Origin of the sequence: Gordonia sp. 852002-50395_SCH5434458, assembly GCF_001665905.1 — a bacterium.
Taxonomy (GTDB): domain Bacteria; phylum Actinomycetota; class Actinomycetes; order Mycobacteriales; family Mycobacteriaceae; genus Gordonia; species Gordonia jacobaea.
In genome coordinates this window covers 1-15,371 of the sequence record NZ_LZTC01000052.1, presented here as the reverse complement: position 1 = coordinate 15,371, position 15,371 = coordinate 1, and the positions used below count along the sequence as shown (strand labels likewise).

Sequence of the window (15,371 nt, the reverse complement as noted above, 5' to 3'; positions counted from 1 at the left end):
GCTCCCCCCCCCCCCCCCCCCCCCCCGCCCCCCCCCCCCCCCCCCTTTTTTTTTTCAAGCAGAACACGGCATACGAGCTGAGCGCTAGTCTCGTGGGCTCGGAGATGTGTATAAGAGACAGAGCGCCCACCCCGCTGGTCGAGCTGGTCGAGCGCCCACCCCGCTGGTCGAGCCCACCCCGCTGGTCGAGCCTGTCGAGACCACTTCTTGCCTCCGGCGCAACGCTGCTCGACGCCGCGCGGCGGCCGTGCCACGCTCGACGCATGAGCACTGCACACGGTCAGCAGAACACAGGCGACCAGAACCCGCACACGGCGGCCGAGTGGGACGCGAGGTACGCCGACACCGAGCGCCTCTGGACGTCGAACGTGAATCCCTCCTTGATCGCGGAGGCCTCCGACCTCGCGCCGGGCACCGCGCTCGACGTCGGAAGTGGTGAAGGCGCCGATGCCCGTTGGCTCGCCGAGCGCGGCTGGCAGGTCACTGCGATCGACATCTCGCAGGTCGCCGTCGACCGCGCCCGGGGGAGCTTCCCCGGACCCGAGATCACCTGGCTGCAAGCAGATCTCGTCGTCGACGACGTCCCGGGTCGCGACTTCGGGCTTGTCGCGGCGCACTACTTCCCCATCCTCGCCGAAAACCGTGCGGTGGCACAGAAACTCGTCGACGCTGTCGGGCCGGGCGGCTCACTGCTGGTGGTGGCACACGCGCCAGAAGGTGTGCGCGCGCACGGATTCGACCCCGCCGACTACGTGCAACCGGACGACATCGCGACCCTGCTCGAGGGCCGGTCCACGGACGGTGAATCCAACGAAGGCGACTGGGAGATCCTCACCCATGAGACTCGTCCGCGCGGCATCCCCGCGGGCGGCGGGCACCACATCGACGACGTGGTGCTGCATGCGCGCAGGTTGCCAGCCCGATAGCAGTCAGCGCTAGCTCCAGTCGCGCTGCGACCGCTTCGACCAGTAGTCGGCGGGCGGCTCGGGCAGCGCGACGAGTTCCGCGAGGACTGCGGGTTCGAGTGTCACGGTGTTCGCGGCGACGTTGCTGTCGACCTGCTCGACGCTCACCGCACCCGACAACACGTATGCGGCCCACGGCTGGGCCAGCGCGGCCGCCAACGCGACCTGGTCGGCGGGCACATCCAGTTCGGCCGCAACACGGTCGACGGCGCGTCGGGCGTCGGAATCGTCGTCGACGCCGGGCGCCAACCGACCGTTGGCCATGCCCTCCTTCACGACCACCGACAGGCCCGCCTCCGCGGCCTCCGCCAGCGCTGGTCCCACCGACGTCTCCAGCAGATTCCACGTCGACTGGACGACCCTGAAGAGCGGCGCCCCACCGATCTCGATCGAGATCGCTTGTCGCACAACGCCGGCCTGCGACGGACCCGACGTCGAGAAGCCGATGCGGTAGCCGTCGTCGCGCACTCGGGCGAGAGCGTCGAGCAGTGCGGGGTTGCTCAGTGCCGGGCTGTCGGGTGTCAGTGAGTGGATCTGGTAGATGGAGAGTGCTTCGCCGAGTATCGAATGGCTCGCCGTCCACTGGTCGACGAACTCGCCGAGACTGTGGTCCTTCACCTCGTGGACCGCGGCGTCGAGTTCCCATTCGCCGACGTAGCGGTAACCCCACTTCGAGGCGACGACCACGTCGTCGACGTCGGGTCGATCACTCAACCAGTCCGCGAGGAACTGCTCCGACAATCCGTACGACCGCGCGCAGTCGAGGTAGCGCACCCCGTCGGCGTAGGCGGCGTCGAGCACTGCGTACGTGCGCGCACGCATGTCCTCGATGCTGCGCTCGTCGCCGAGGTCGTAGTCTCGGCCCGTCGTGATGTATGCCGGACGGCCGACGGCTGCCAGGCCCAGTCCGATTGTGGCACTTGGTGTTGTCACTTCTCGACCTCGTAAACCCCGTCGACGGTGTTCGCTCGCGTGATGACCTGCATGCGTTCGAGTCTATCGAGCGACGCTGCTCACTAGGTGAGCGCCGCGCGCACCGAGGCAGCAGTGTCGGCTTCGAGGCACCGTTCGACGAGCCTGGGGTTGGTCGTGACATCGATACCACGTACTGCCTGTTTGATCGGAGGTACGGCGCGGGGAGCGACGCTCAACTCGCGAACCCCAAGCGCAACAAGGAGATCGGTTGCCGTCTCGTCGGCTGCCAACTCTCCGCAGACCGCTACGAGACGGTCGGGTCCGGCACCGCGGCAGACCCTGTTGATCAGTGTGACGACTGCGGGATCGAGTGGATCGGCAAGCGCTGCAACGGAAGTGTTGCCGCGTTCTGCGGCCAACGTGTACTGCGTGAGGTCGTTGGTACCGATACTGAAGAAGTTGACGTGCGGCGCGAAGGCGGCGGTCTTGAGGGCTGCTGCGGGGACCTCGATCATGATTCCCACCTCGAGTCCCGCCGGTTCACCACGTCCGACGGAAGTGATCGCGGCGTCGAGATGCTCTCGAGCAGTAAGTAACTCGTCGACGGTGGTCACCATCGGGAACATGACGCTGATCGGGGTCTGGTGCGCGACAGTGACGATGGCTCGGAGCTGGTCGTCGAAGAGGGTCTTCTCCGCCAGTGCGAGGCGGAGCCCACGAAGACCGAGGAAGGGGTTCTCTTCGGCGGGTTGCGGTGCGAACCGTAGTGGTTTGTCGCCTCCGACATCGAGTGTGCGCAGTGTGATGCGTTGGCCGCCAAGGGCATCGGCCATCGCGAGGTAGGTGTCGATCTGCTCGTCGACGGAGGGTGGCTGCGCACGGTCGAGGTAGAGGAATTCGGTACGGACCAATCCTGAACCGTCCGCGCCGCTTTCGGCGGCGGCGCGTGCATCCTCGACGGAACCGAGGTTGGCTGCCACCAGTATTCGCGTGCCGTCGGCGGTGCTCGCGGACTCGTGCGCCGATGCCCGGGCGAGTTCTCCGCGCTCTGCGGCACGCGACGCCTCGCCGCGTAGCCGTTCGAGGGTCTGACTGTCAGGGTCGACGATGATCTCGCCGGTCGATCCGTCGAGGGCGACGGTGACACCGGGTTCGGTGGCCAAGACGTCGGGGCCCGCCGCGACGACTGCGGGGATACCTCGCGCGCGGGCGAGGATTGCGGCGTGACTGGTTGGGCTCCCGCCCGCGAGGATGACGCCTGCGACCTTCTCGGCGTCGAGGACGGCCGCCTGTGCCGGCAGCAGATCGTCGACGACGAGGACGCCGGTGCCATCGATAGTCGCGTCCGGAATGCCGGCCAGCTTGCGCAGTACCTGCTGCCCGACCGCGCGCACGTCGACGGCGCGTTCGCGCAGGTAGGGATCGTCGACGGCGCGCCATTCGTTTTCGACGGCCGCCACTGCCTCCGCCCACGCGCGCGATGCGGGCACGCCGGACTCGATGCGCTCGAGAGCTGCGGCCACGAGATCCGGATCGTCGAGCATCACCAGGTGGGCGTCGAAGATGGCGGCGTCGGCGGGGCTGTGCTGTGCCGTCGTGGCGCGGAGGCTCTCGATGTCGGCGCGTACAGCGTCGAGGGCGTCGCGCAGTCTGGCGGACTGGGCGTCGGCGGAGTCGAACTGTTCGTCCGGGGGCTCGACGTCGACGACCGCGGGAGTGAACACCGGACCGATCGCGATCCCGGGCGACGCGGGCAGGGCGGGGTGGTCTCGACAAGCTCGACCAGCGGTAGGGGCGGCTCGACCGGCGGGAGTTGACGCTCGACCAGCATAGGGGACAGCTCGACCTGCGGAAGAGGCGGGGGCTTCCTCCTCGCCAAAGCGGTTGCGCGCCAGCGCGGTCAGATGCTCGACGGCGGCCTGTGCGTCTGGGCCGCTCGCGCCGATCTCGAGGTGCTGGCCGCACCGCACGGCGAGGCCGGCGACCTGCGACAGGCTCCTCGCCGACGCTGGACCGGCGCCGGTGTCGAGGTTGCGCAGCGTGACCTCGGCGTCGAATTGCCCTGCCTCCGTGACCAATCGGGCGGCGGGTCGGGCGTGGAGGCCATGCGGGTTCTCGACCTCGACGACGGCGGACTCACCGCCTGGCGACATATCCTCACCACTCGCCGGCAGATCCTCGACGCCCAGCGCCGATCGCTTCGGCGTCAGCGCCTGCCCCGCCTCGGCAGCGACGTCGGAGGGTGAAGCCCCAGAGGCGGCGGTCACGGCCGCGGCCATGAGTCCCTCCACCAGTGGTGCCGCAGACAGCATGGTGCGCTCGCGGACCTCCGGATCGATCAGTTCGAGCGCGAGTTCGGCTGACAGAACAGCACTTCCGAGATCCATCAACACCACGACGCCCTGGCCGTCGTCCGCCTTCTCGATCGCGTCGACGATGGCCGTGGCGTCGGTGCCGAAGGTCTCGGCGTCGAGTCCTGCGGCGACGGCGATGCGCGTCGTCGATCCGTGGAGCATCTCCGATGCCAGTGCCACCGCGGCGTCGGCAAGCGCTCTGCTGTGGGAGACGACCACCAGCCCGGTCATGGCGTGCCGGCCGCGTTCACGGCTTCGGCGAGTGCGTCGACGAGCATCGTCGCGCTCGTCGCTCCCGGATCCTGATGTCCGACGCTGCGCTCTCCGAGATACGACGCACGACCCTTGCGGGCCACCATGTCGACGGTCGAGTCGCGTCCGGCAGCGGCAGCGTCGGCGGCGACCTGCAGTGCTTTCGGCAGTGCTGCGCCGTCGGCGAGCGCGGCGTCGAGGGCGTCGCAAGCGGGGTTGAGTGCGTCGAACATGGTCTTGTCGCCAGCCTGTGCGTGCCCGCGGTCGACCACACCGGCGAGCCCCGCACGCAGGGCCGCGGCGAGTGTTGCGTCGTCGATCTCCGTGCTGTCGCCGATGGCGCCCGCCATCCGCAGCAGCAGGGTGCCGTACAGCGGGCCGCTGGCTCCGCCTACCTTGCTGACGAGTGTCATGCCGGCCTTCTTCAATAGCGGTCCCGGCAGGTCCGGACTGTCGGCGAGTCCGTCGACGACGGCGGTCATGCCGCGTTCCATGTTCGATCCGTGGTCGGCGTCGCCGATCGCGGCGTCGAGTTGGGTCAGTTCGTCGACGTTGGCCACTACGTCGCTGGTGAACAGACGGAGCCAGGTCGCGATGGTGTCAGTGGTGATGGTTGTCATGACGTGCCCTTTCGATCAAGCCCAGTGCAGGTTCGGTGTGTCGACCGGAGCGTCCCACAGTTCGGTGAGCTCGTCGTCGAGTCGCAGCAGCGAGACCGAACAGCCCGCCATGTCGAGGCTGGTGACGTAGTTGCCGACGAGGGTGCGCGTTGCCGTGATGCCTGCGGCGTCGAGGAGTCGTGAGAACTCGGCGCACATCAGATAGAGCTCGATCAGGGGTGTCCCACCGAGGCCGTTGACCAGCAGGACTACCCCGTTCTCACCGACGGTGAAGTCGAGGTCTGCGAGAACCGGATCGATCAGCATCTGCGCCATCTCGTTCGCCGAAGGCAGTTCGACGCGTTTGCGGCCCGGTTCGCCGTGGATGCCGACGCCGAGTTCGATCTGATTCTCGGGCAGATCGAACGTCGGGTGACCGACCGCGGGGACCGTGCAGGAGGTGAGGGCGAGGCCCATGGTGCGCGCGTTGTCATCTGTCTTGCGTGCCAGTCGGGCGACTTCGGCGAGGTCGGCGCCGCGCTCGGCGACCGCCCCGGCGATCTTCTCGACGAAGACCGTGCCCGCGACACCGCGTCGACCGACGGTGAAGCTGCTGTCGGTGACCGCAACGTCGTCGTCGACGATGACAGACACCACCTCGACGTCGGCAAGCTCTGCGGCCATCTCGAAGTTCATCACGTCGCCGCTGTAGTTCTTCACGATGTGCAACACGCCAACCCCACCGTCGACACCGCTGGTGGCGGCCAGGATCTGGTCGGGAACGGGCGATGTGAAGACCTCGCCGCAGGCGGCGGCGTCGAGCATGCCCGGACCGACGAAGCCGCCGTGCAGTGGCTCGTGTCCGCTCCCTCCGCCGGAGACCAACCCGACCTTTCCTCTGCGCGGTCCCTCGGCGCGGAAGATCACCCTGTTCTCGTGGTCGACGCGCAGTCGGGGATGCGCGGCCGCAACCCCGCGCAGTGCGTCGGCCAGCACATCGGCCGGCTCGTTGATGAATTTCTTCATGAGCCACAACTCCTACGGGGGCGTGCGGTGACGCCGATTGATTCATTCGGCATTATCGAATGAAACGTCACACTACGCCACACAAGATGTGACGGGCAATACTTTTCACAGATGGAACCGAGGAGATCTCGCCTCGAGCAGATGGCTGAAGCGATTGCTGCGAGAATGTCGGGATGATTCAGTCCGTAGACCGCGCGCTCCGCGTGCTCACGGTGCTTGCGGGCGACCACAGGATGAGTCTCGGACAGATCGCCGAGAGGCTCGAGCTGCCGCCGTCGACCGTCCACGGCATCGTCCGCACGCTGCTCGCCCACCGGATGGTCGTGCAGGAGCGCGACTCGGGTCGCTACCGCCTCGGACCTGCGGTTCTCACCTTCGGCAACGTCTACCTCGACAGCCTCGAAATGCGCGCGCGGATCGCTCCGTGGGCCGAGGATCTCGCACGACGCAGCGGACTCGCGGTCCGCACCGCGGTGATGCTCATCGACGACGTCGTGGTGGTCCATCACCAGCCAAGGCTCGACGGTTCGCGGCAGATGCCCGAGGTCGGAATCGTCATCCCCGCGCATGCGTCGGCGCTGGGCAAGGCCATCATGGCGTTCGACGCCAAGCTGACCGACGACATTCTCGGCGCCGACCTGCGTGACATGACCGGCTCGACCCTCACCGACCCGGCGGCCCTGCGCGCGACGCTCGCCGATGTGCGCGCGACCGGTCTCGCCGAGTCAGTCGAAGAGGCTGTGCTCGGAGAGTGCGAACTCGCAGCCGTCTTGACCGATCGGATGGGCGGTCCGATCGGAGCTGTCGGCGTCGTCGCCGACGTCGAGCAGTGGCCACTCGAGTCGTCGGTCGCGTCCATGCTGCGTGACGTCGCCCGCAACACCTCGCGCGAGCTGGGCGCTGCCACCTGGCCTCCCGCGGTTCAGGACGACCGCGCCACCGACAAGGACGCGTGGCGGCGGAGGTCTCGCACGGGTTGATCGTCACCGGTCTGGCGTAGAGAAAAGTCAGACCCGCATGCGAACATGTGTTCTATGCGGATCGAGCGACGCGAGCGGCACGAGGCGTCGATACTGCACGCCGATCTCGACTCGTTCTATGCGTCGGTCGAGCAGCGCGACAACCCGGCGCTACGTGGCCGGCCGGTGCTTGTCGGTGGGGGTGTCGTGCTCGCCGCAAGCTACGAGGCCAAGGCGTTCGGCGTGCGGTCGCCGATGCCGGGCCACGAGGCGCGGGCGCTGTGCCCGCGCGCGATCGTGGTGCCGCCGCGCTTCGACGCCTACGTCGAGGCCAGCCGCGCGGTCTTCGAGATCTTCCACGACACCACGCCCATCGTCGAGGGCATCTCGGTCGACGAGGCGTTCCTCGACGTCGCGGGCCTGCGCCGGGTGTCGGGAACGCCGGTCGAGATCGCGGAGCGTCTGCGTACACGCGTCCGCGCCGAGGTGGGACTGCCGATCACCGTGGGTCTTGCGCGCACCAAATTCCTCGCGAAGGTTGCCAGCGCCGTCGGCAAACCGGACGGGCTGCTCGAAGTGGCACCGGGAACCGAGATCGCGTTCTTGCACCCGCTGCCGGTTCGGAGGCTGTGGGGCGTCGGACCGGTGACCGAGGCCAAACTCCACGACGCGGGCGTCACCACGGTCGGCGGGATCGCCCGGCTCGGCGAGCGTTCGCTCAAGCACATCGTCGGGCCGGGCTCTGCGCGTCACCTCTTCGCGCTGTCGATGGCCACCGATCCGCGTCGTGTCGAGACCGGGCGTCGACGCTCGTCGATCGGTTCGCAACGAGCGCTCGGTCGCCGACCGAAGAGCGAAGCCGACCTCGAAGCGACCGTCGTCGCGATCGTCGAACGCCTCGGACGTCGCCTCCGCAATGCCGAACGAGTCTGTCGCACAGTCGTATTGCGTCTCCGATTCGACGACTTCTCGCGTGCAACCCGATCGCGGACACTCTCCGACGTCACCGATCGCACCGACGTGATCATGTCGTCGGCGCGTGGATTGCTCGACGACGCCCTGCCCGTGATCCGCGACCGTGGCTGCACGTTGATCGGGTTGTCGCTCACCGGACTCGACGAGCGTGACTCGATACAGCTGACACTGCCCTTCGATCAACCCGACCCCGCCGACCGCCGGGTGCGCGCTGTCGGGGCGTCGAGTCCACTCAGCGGTCGGGGCGCTCACCTCGACACCGCGATGGACGATCTGAGAACGCGATTCGGCCGCGACGCCGTCACCCGCGGCGTACTCCTGGGGCGCCACCACGGCGACGACGCCCCGATGCTTCCGGACTGAGTGGCGGCTTTGCACCTCGGAAACGGCCCGCTGGGTAACACCTTGGGCGAATTTACGGTGAAGAGCCGCGCGCGCGGCTTGGTGTCCGCGTAGAACTGATGGAAGGGGGAATGGATAAGAGCACCATCAGGAGTCGACGAGTTCGAAGGGAACCCGCATGACCGAGGTCTCCACCCAACAGCGCGCGTACGAGCAGGCGGATCTTGACGCCGACCTGCGATGGTGGGCGGCGGCGAATTACCTCACCGTCGCCCAGATTTATCTGCAAGACAATGTCTTGCTGCGCGAACCACTTTCGCGCGACCACATCAAGCCTCGGCTGCTCGGCCACTGGGGAACCAGCCCGGGACTCTCGGCGATCTACACGGTGCTGAATCGGATCATCAAGGAGTCCGACAGTTCGTGGCTGTACATCACCGGCCCCGGACATGGCGGCCCGGCGCTTGTCGCGAACACCTACCTCGAAGGCACCTACACCGAGGTCTACCCGAAGATCTCTCTCGACGCCGACGGCGTGAAGCGTCTCTGCCGTCAGTTCTCGACGCCCGGCGGCATCCCCAGTCACGTGAGCGTGCAGACCCCGGGAAGTATCCACGAGGGCGGCGAGCTCGGATATGCACTGGTACACGCAGCCGGCGCGGCCTACGACAACCCCGACCTGACCGTCGCATGTGTCATCGGCGACGGTGAGGCCGAGACCGGCCCGCTGTCGGGATCATGGAAGATTCCCGCCTTCCTCAACGCCGCGCGCGACGGCGCCGTGCTGCCGATCCTGCACCTCAATGGAGCGAAGATCGCAGGTCCGACGGTCCTCGGCCGCAGTACCGATGCCGAGGTGACCGACTATCTACGCGGTCAGGGCTGGATTCCGACGTTCGTCGAGGGCGACGATCCGGCTCAGGTGTTCTCCGATCTGCGTGCAGCGATCGTGGAGGCCCGTCGTCGGATCGGTGAGATCCAGTCCGAGGCCCGCGCCGACGGCGCCGGGTCGACGCTGCCCGACACCCACTGGCCCGCAATCGTATTGCGCACACCAAAGGGCTGGACCGGACCGAAAGAGGTCGACGGCAAGAAGATCGAGGGCACGCACTGGGCGCATCAGGTGCCGCTGTCGGGTGTGCGGGAGAACCCCGAGCACCTCGCGATCCTCGAGGAGTGGCTGAAGTCGTACAAGCCGGAGGAGATCTTCGACGACAACGGCGCCATCGTCGAATCGATTGCCTCGCTTGCACCTGTGGGTGATCTCCGGATGGGTGCGACGCCGTATGCCAACGGCGGACGGTTGCTCTCGCCGCTGCGACTGCCACCGATCGAGCAGTACGCGCTCGACATCCCCGAACCGGGCGACGTCTCGTTCGAAACGACCCGTGTTCTCGGCGAGTTCATGCGCGACATCTACACGCAGAACTCCGACGCCGACGGAGGAGGCACCTTCCGACTCTTCTGCCCGGACGAGACGTCGAGTAATCGACTCGGAGCGGTCTTCGAGGTCACCGACCGCGCGTGGCAGCTTCCGGTCACCGAATACGACGACAACCTCTCGCCGTCGGGTCGTGTGATGGAGGTGCTCAGCGAGCACCTGTGCCAGGGCTGGCTCGAGGGCTACACGTTGACCGGTCGGCACGGTGTGTTCGCGACCTACGAGGCGTTCGCGATGGTGAGCGCATCGATGGTGGTGCAGCACACCAAGTGGTTGCAGCACGCGGCGACGCTCCCGTGGCGTGAGCCCGTCGCGTCGCTCAACATCCTGCTGACGTCGACGTGCTGGCGAAACGACCACAACGGGTTCTCTCACCAGGGCCCTGGACTGATCGACCTCGTGCTTCCACTCTCGCCCGAGGTGGTCCGCGTGTGGCTGCCGCCGGACTCGAACTCGCTGCTGTCGATCTCGGATCACTGCTTCCGCAGCCGCGATCACGTCAACCTGATCGTCGTCGACAAGCAGCCGCATCTGCAGTACCTCTCGCTGGAGGAGGCCAACAAGCAGGCCGCCGCCGGAGCGTCGATCTGGGATTGGGCAGGCACCGAGAATGTCGAGGGCGAGCTACCCGACATCGTGCTCGCCAGCGCGGGCGACGTTCCGACGCAGGAGATCCTCGCCGCCGCGCAGTTGCTGCGCGAATGGGTGCCGTATCTGCGTGTGCGCGTGGTGAACGTGATGGACCTGATGGTGCTGCTGCCGCAGAACGATCACCCGCACGGACTCTCCGACGACAAGTTCAACGAGCTGTTCACGCGCGACGTCGACGTGGTGTTCGGCTTCCACGGCTACCCGCGCGCGATCCACCAGTTGGTGCACGGGCGTACCCATCCGGGACGCTTCCACGTGCGCGGCTTCTCCGAACAGGGCACGACCACAACACCGTTCGACATGGTGGTGCTCAACAAGATGAGCCGCTACCACCTGGTGATCGAGGCGCTGCGTCGAGCACGCCGCGCGCCCGAGAAGGCCGAGGAGCTGGTGGCGTACTGCAACAACCAGCTCGCCCGCCACCACGACTACGTCCGCGAGCACTTCGAGGACCTCCCCGAGGTGCGCGACTGGAAGTGGTCATCCCCGAGCGGCTCACGGGACTAGGCGCGCCCGACGTCGGGTGGTCGCGCCACCCGACGTCGAGCAGCCGTGCGCGGGCCCAACCACCCGGCCCGACGCCGAGCGCCGACATCGCCCGCGGCGCGGCCCGCACGCGGACTAGAGTGTCCGCATGACGATGCACGTGGACGCAAGCAACCCGGACCTCATCACCGTGGACGTGCCGACGCACTGGTACAACCTTGCGGCCGAGCTCTCCGAGCCGATCCCGCCGCATCTGCATCCGGGCACGAAGGAGCCGGTCGGGCCCGACGATCTCGTCGCGCTCTTCCCGAGCGGACTGATCGCGCAGGAGGTCTCGACGGAGCCGTACATCGAGATCCCCGAACCGGTGCGCGAGATCTACAAGATGTGGCGGCCGTCGCCGCTCATCCGTGCGCGACGCTTCGAGGAGTCGCTCAACACGGGCGCGCGAATCTACGTGAAGTACGAGGGAGTCAGCCCCGTCGGCTCGCACAAGACCAATTCCGCTGTTGCGCAGGCGTATTACAACAGCGTCGACGGCGTCCGGAAGCTCACCACCGAGACCGGAGCCGGCCAGTGGGGCAGTGCGCTCGCGTTCGCGGGTGCACAGTTCGGCATCGACGTCGAGGTCTGGCAGGTGCGCGCCTCCTACGAATCGAAGCCATACCGCGGTTACCTGATCCGCACATACGGCGGCACGATTCACTCGAGCCCGTCGACGCTGACCGAGTCGGGCCGCGCGATTCTCGCGAAGACCCCCGACACCACGGGCAGTCTCGGGATGGCCGTCAGTGAGGCCGTCGAGGTCGCAGCCAACGACCCCGACGCCAGGTACGCGCTCGGCAGCGTACTCAATCACGTTGTGCTGCACCAGAGTGTGATCGGTCAGGAGGCCGTCGAACAGCTCGTCGCCGTCGAACCCGGTGGTGCCGACGTCGTATTCGGTTGCGCGGGTGGCGGTTCCAATCTGGCTGGTCTCTCGTTCCCGTTCCTGCGCGAGAAGATCCACGGTCGGTCGAACCCGAGGGTGGTCGCCGCAGAACCCTCTGCGTGCCCGTCGATCACTCAGGGCGAGTACCGCTACGACCACGGCGACGTCGCGGGACTGACTCCACTTCTCAAGATGCACACTCTCGGAATGGATTTCGTGCCCGATCCCATCCATGCAGGCGGCCTGCGCTACCACGGTATGGCGCCCGCGCTGAGCCACACCGTCGAGCAGGGCCTGGTGCAGGGAGTGGCAATCGATCAGCACGACGCGTTCGCCGCCGGCGTGCAGTTCGCGCGCACGCAGGGCATCGTGCCCGCGCCCGAGTCGACACACGCCATCGCCGCGTGTGCCCAACACGTCGCCGACAACCCTGCCGAGCAGGTCGTCGTGATCGGTCTGTCGGGTCATGGTCAACTCGACCTTCCTGCCTACGCGGAGTTCCTCGACGGAAAGATCTGAGCGTGATCACCGCGGGCGTCGACCTCTCTGCCTCGCCCGCGTCGACCGCAGTCGCCGTCGTCGAATGGCGTGAACACGACGTCGAAGGTAGTGGGTATTCGGCTGTGCTAAGCGAATTGGTGACTCCCGCAGACGATTCGACGATCCGTGCGCTCGTCGACGGCGCGGATCGCTGCGGCATCGACTCGCCGTTCGGGTGGCCCGACGCCTTCGTCGAGTTCGTCAGCGCCCACCACCGGGGCGACACACCGAAGAAGTCGCAGCTCGACGACATCGCGTCACGTCGCCCCCTCGCATACCGACGCACCGATTCCTACCTCGTCGAGCACGGACTCGGGCGACCGCTCAGCGTATCCGCGGATCAGATCGCGCACGTAGCGTTTCGCTGCGCGGGTCTGCTTGCCGACCTCGCTGTGTCGGACCGGGTCGACGGCTGGGCCGTCGAGGCGTATCCCGCTGGCGCACTAAAACATTGGGGACTGACGTCGCGGGGATACAAGCGCTCGACGCGTCGTGCCGTGCTCGCCGGACTCGTCGACGACCTGCGAGCGGCGGCACCGTGGCTCGACCTCGGGTCACACTCTGCACTCATGGCCGTCAACGACAACGCCTTCGACGCCGTCGTCACCGCACTCATCGCCCGTGCGGCAAGTCTCGGGGGCACTGCGCTTCCGGACGAGGATGACGTACCGATCGCCCACCGCGAGGGCTGGATTCACGTTCCGACGGGCACGCTCGACGACCTGCGATAACCCGCGCGAGCGTCGTCGTATCTAGGTAGGAGCCCCGGTTGCGGTTGCCCACAGGCGCGGAATCCGAGCGTCTGGGCAACCGGAAGTTCGCGGCCGACTACTCCGTCGACCCTTCCTATACGAGCGCAGCGGTGAGAAGCACGACGATCGTCGTCAGCACCGCGACAGCCGTCGTCATGATGGCCGCTGTGTCCGAGCGGTGGAGCGGGGCGGAGTGCTCGCCGAGCACTCGCCGACGTCGACGTCCGATGACGGCAACCACGACGGAGGCGACGGCCGCGACGGCACACAGCGCATAAATCAGCGGCGTCGGAGACGAACTCGGTCGCAACACCTCGCGACCGGCGACGAGAAGACCGTTGACGAGAATCGCGAATGACGTTCTGCTCCAAGCGAGGTCGGTGCGCTGTGGTTGCAATCCGGCGCGCATCGCGGAGTCGGACCGGTCGCTCATGGTCGCGCGACGATCAGTGCTGTGATGACCGCTGCCGCTGCGATCACCGTCAATGCGACACCCAGCACTGCAATCAGCGAGCTTCTCGGCAGTGGCCGCTCGTGTCGGATCGCGTCGTCGTTCTGCTTCCACCGGATGAGGCCGCCCGCTGACACGACGATGGCGAGGAGTCCGAGAGCCAGTCCGAGTCCGTACCGAAACGCGGGGTGCGTCGGATCGGGCAGGAACTGCAACGCAGCGATCGCGGCGGCGAGGAGTCCGAGGGCCGTGCGTTGCCACGCGAGGAACGTGCGCTCATTTGCGAGCGTGAAGCGGTAATCGGGCTCGCGCGGTGGCGCGACGGATGACTCGTTCGTGGCGTTGTCGGGCACCTTCCCACTGTGGCTGATCGCGTCGGCCTACGCACACTCGACGCTCAGAAGCGCCCACTCGACACTCTCGAGCGCCCAGTCGACACTCTCGAGCGCCCAGTCGACAGTCTCGAGCGCCCACTCGACAGTCTCGAGCGCCCAGTCGACGCTCCGAAGCGCCCACTCGGGATTCTCGGGCGTCGCTATGGTGGGCGGTACGGCGGAAGAGGGTGCATCGTGTCGAGGCTGTACATCAAGCAGAAGGTCTTCTCGGTCGGCGAGAAGTTCACGGTGTTCGGCGAGTCCGAGCAACCGCGCTACTACGTGCAGGGCAGCTTCATGCGGGTGCCGAAGCGCTTCACCGTGACCGATGGAGCAGGCGCTCCGATCGCGGAGATCACGAAGACCGCGTTCAGTCTGTTGCCACGGTTCACGGTCGAGATGCAGGGCATCGAGGTCGCGACGATCCGCAAGGAGTTCAGCTTCAAGCCGAAGTACTTCATCGAGGGTGCTGCGCTGGATGTCTCCGGTGACTGGTGGGACATGAACTTCGACGTTTCGCGCAGTGGTCAGCGGGTCGCCAGTATTCGCAAGAAGTGGCTCAGCTGGGGCGACACCTACGAGGTCGACATCTTCGACGACGCGCTCGAAGCGATGATCATCTCGCTCGTCGTCGCCATCGACCGCGTTCGCGCCGACGCCGCCAGCTCATCGGCGGCAACGATGTGACCGCTGCGCGCCCGCGCAGCCCTACTCCAGGTAGCGGCCGAGGTATTTCTCCGCAGCCCGCGGGGTCTTGGCCTTGAAGCCGTCGCCGACGGCGCGCATCTTCCAGTCCCCGCCGCTGCGCGACATCACAGCCATGAGCACGCCGGTGAACGGCATACCGCCCTGCAGTGTGAAGCGCGCCAACTCGGCGCCGGTCGTGTCGTCGACGAGTCGGCAGAAGGCGTTGTCGATCGCCTCGAAGGTCTGCCCGCGGTACGACGTCACGATGAACGCGAGATTGTCGATTTGCGGTGGGATCGCCTGCAGGTTGACTCGGATCACCTCGTCGTCGCCCTCGCCCGCACCGGTCAGGTTGTCACCGGAGTGGACGATCGAGTTGTCCCGGCTCCGAAGATGGCCGAAGAAGACGGTCTCGGCGAGCGAACCGCGCGAGTACATCAACACCGATGCGTCGAGGTCGATGCTCTGCGACCCGCCGCCGAAGAAGCCACGCTGCTTGACCGGGTCCCATCCGAGTCCCATGCGGACCTGGGTGAGCGCGACGCCGCCATCCTTGCGCAACGTCACCTTCTGACCCTTGGCCAGGTTGACGCGCTTGTTCTTGGACAGGCTGATCTCGGCAGGCTGCTGCGGTGGGGCAGGCTGTGGTGGGGCTGTCTCTTATACACATC

Annotated in this window: 13 protein-coding genes and 1 pseudogene; 7 read left to right on the top strand and 7 right to left on the bottom strand. The window is 67.0% G+C overall.

Translation table 11 applies throughout. The annotated features are described in order from the left end of the window. Positions 1-263 precede the first annotated feature (263 nt). On the top strand, positions 264-926 hold the full coding sequence (locus tag A5785_RS12645) for a class I SAM-dependent methyltransferase (protein ID WP_064866783.1): 663 nt from the start codon (positions 264-266) through the stop codon (positions 924-926). 9 nt (positions 927-935) lie between these two features. On the opposite strand, the gene A5785_RS12640 is transcribed toward A5785_RS12645, so the two are convergent. From A5785_RS12640 to dhaK, 4 genes are all read right to left on the bottom strand, one after another. Beyond that, the gene (locus A5785_RS12640) at positions 936-1,898 is read right to left on the bottom strand and encodes an aldo/keto reductase (protein WP_064866781.1); all 963 of its coding nucleotides are present in this window, start codon (positions 1,896-1,898) and stop codon (positions 936-938) included. 83 nt (positions 1,899-1,981) lie between these two features. Then, positions 1,982-4,465: a phosphoenolpyruvate--protein phosphotransferase gene (ptsP, locus tag A5785_RS12635; RefSeq protein ID WP_064866779.1), complete on the bottom strand. Its 2,484-nt coding sequence runs from the start codon at positions 4,463-4,465 to the stop codon at positions 1,982-1,984. Further along, on the bottom strand, positions 4,462-5,106 hold the full coding sequence (gene dhaL, locus A5785_RS12630) for a dihydroxyacetone kinase subunit DhaL (RefSeq protein WP_064866777.1): 645 nt from the start codon (positions 5,104-5,106) through the stop codon (positions 4,462-4,464). Before dhaL ends, ptsP begins: the two co-directional genes overlap by 4 nt. A gap of 15 nt (positions 5,107-5,121) precedes the next feature. Continuing rightward, entirely contained in the window at positions 5,122-6,111 is a 990-nt protein-coding gene (gene dhaK, locus A5785_RS12625) for a dihydroxyacetone kinase subunit DhaK (protein WP_049699241.1), read from the bottom strand. A gap of 173 nt (positions 6,112-6,284) precedes the next feature. Between dhaK and A5785_RS12620 the strand changes: the two genes are divergently transcribed. The 5 genes from A5785_RS12620 to A5785_RS12600 all read left to right on the top strand — a co-directional run bounded on the left by A5785_RS12620 (position 6,285) and on the right by A5785_RS12600 (position 13,167). Then, positions 6,285-7,091 (top strand): IclR family transcriptional regulator, encoded by an 807-nt coding sequence (locus A5785_RS12620; RefSeq protein WP_064866776.1) that lies wholly within the window; start codon positions 6,285-6,287, stop codon positions 7,089-7,091. Positions 7,092-7,145: 54 nt separating this feature from the next. Beyond that, positions 7,146-8,408, top strand: coding sequence for a DNA polymerase IV (gene dinB / locus A5785_RS12615; RefSeq protein ID WP_064866774.1), 1,263 nt, complete (start codon positions 7,146-7,148; stop codon positions 8,406-8,408). Between the two features lie 157 nt (positions 8,409-8,565). Then, entirely contained in the window at positions 8,566-10,986 is a 2,421-nt protein-coding gene (locus tag A5785_RS12610; RefSeq protein ID WP_049699247.1) for a phosphoketolase family protein, read from the top strand. 127 nt (positions 10,987-11,113) lie between these two features. Continuing rightward, positions 11,114-12,415 carry a TrpB-like pyridoxal phosphate-dependent enzyme gene (locus A5785_RS12605; protein ID WP_064866772.1) on the top strand — a complete coding sequence of 434 codons (1,302 nt, stop codon included), beginning with the start codon at positions 11,114-11,116 and terminating at the stop codon, positions 12,413-12,415. 2 nt (positions 12,416-12,417) lie between these two features. After that, the gene (locus A5785_RS12600) at positions 12,418-13,167 is read left to right on the top strand and encodes a DUF429 domain-containing protein (protein ID WP_064866770.1); all 750 of its coding nucleotides are present in this window, start codon (positions 12,418-12,420) and stop codon (positions 13,165-13,167) included. Positions 13,168-13,282: 115 nt separating this feature from the next. Here A5785_RS12600 and A5785_RS12595 read toward each other — a convergent pair whose 3' ends face one another. Together A5785_RS12595 and A5785_RS12590 are read right to left on the bottom strand one after the other, a co-directional pair. Beyond that, complete coding sequence (locus A5785_RS12595) at positions 13,283-13,621, bottom strand: DUF202 domain-containing protein (RefSeq protein WP_064866768.1); 339 nt, start codon at positions 13,619-13,621, stop codon at positions 13,283-13,285. Beyond that, entirely contained in the window at positions 13,618-13,992 is a 375-nt protein-coding gene (locus A5785_RS12590) for a YidH family protein (RefSeq protein WP_049699251.1), read from the bottom strand. The genes A5785_RS12595 and A5785_RS12590 overlap by 4 nt, the downstream gene beginning before the upstream one ends. A gap of 9 nt (positions 13,993-14,001) precedes the next feature. On the opposite strand from A5785_RS12590, the gene A5785_RS12585 reads away from it, so the two are divergent. Next, complete coding sequence (locus A5785_RS12585; RefSeq protein WP_231895467.1) at positions 14,002-14,700, top strand: LURP-one-related/scramblase family protein; 699 nt, start codon at positions 14,002-14,004, stop codon at positions 14,698-14,700. A gap of 21 nt (positions 14,701-14,721) precedes the next feature. Here the strand turns inward: A5785_RS12585 and A5785_RS12580 are convergent. Continuing rightward, positions 14,722-15,354 (bottom strand): annotated as a pseudogene (locus A5785_RS12580) (TerD family protein); the annotation flags it as partial. Between the last annotated feature and the right edge of the window lie 17 nt (positions 15,355-15,371).

Excerpts from the sequence above, each read along its gene's own strand:
- A5785_RS12645 (WP_064866783.1), top strand. The coding sequence starts at position 264 with ATGAGCACTGCACACGGTCAGCAGAACACAGGCGACCAGAACCCGCAC.
- ptsP (WP_064866779.1), bottom strand. The coding sequence starts at position 4,465 with ATGACCGGGCTGGTGGTCGTCTCCCACAGCAGAGCGCTTGCCGACGCC.
- dhaL (WP_064866777.1), bottom strand. The coding sequence starts at position 5,106 with ATGACAACCATCACCACTGACACCATCGCGACCTGGCTCCGTCTGTTC.
- dhaK (WP_049699241.1), bottom strand. The coding sequence starts at position 6,111 with ATGAAGAAATTCATCAACGAGCCGGCCGATGTGCTGGCCGACGCACTG.
- A5785_RS12620 (WP_064866776.1), top strand. The coding sequence starts at position 6,285 with ATGATTCAGTCCGTAGACCGCGCGCTCCGCGTGCTCACGGTGCTTGCG.
- dinB (WP_064866774.1), top strand. The coding sequence starts at position 7,146 with ATGCGGATCGAGCGACGCGAGCGGCACGAGGCGTCGATACTGCACGCC.
- A5785_RS12610 (WP_049699247.1), top strand. The coding sequence starts at position 8,566 with ATGACCGAGGTCTCCACCCAACAGCGCGCGTACGAGCAGGCGGATCTT.
- A5785_RS12605 (WP_064866772.1), top strand. The coding sequence starts at position 11,114 with ATGACGATGCACGTGGACGCAAGCAACCCGGACCTCATCACCGTGGAC.
- A5785_RS12595 (WP_064866768.1), bottom strand. The coding sequence starts at position 13,621 with ATGAGCGACCGGTCCGACTCCGCGATGCGCGCCGGATTGCAACCACAG.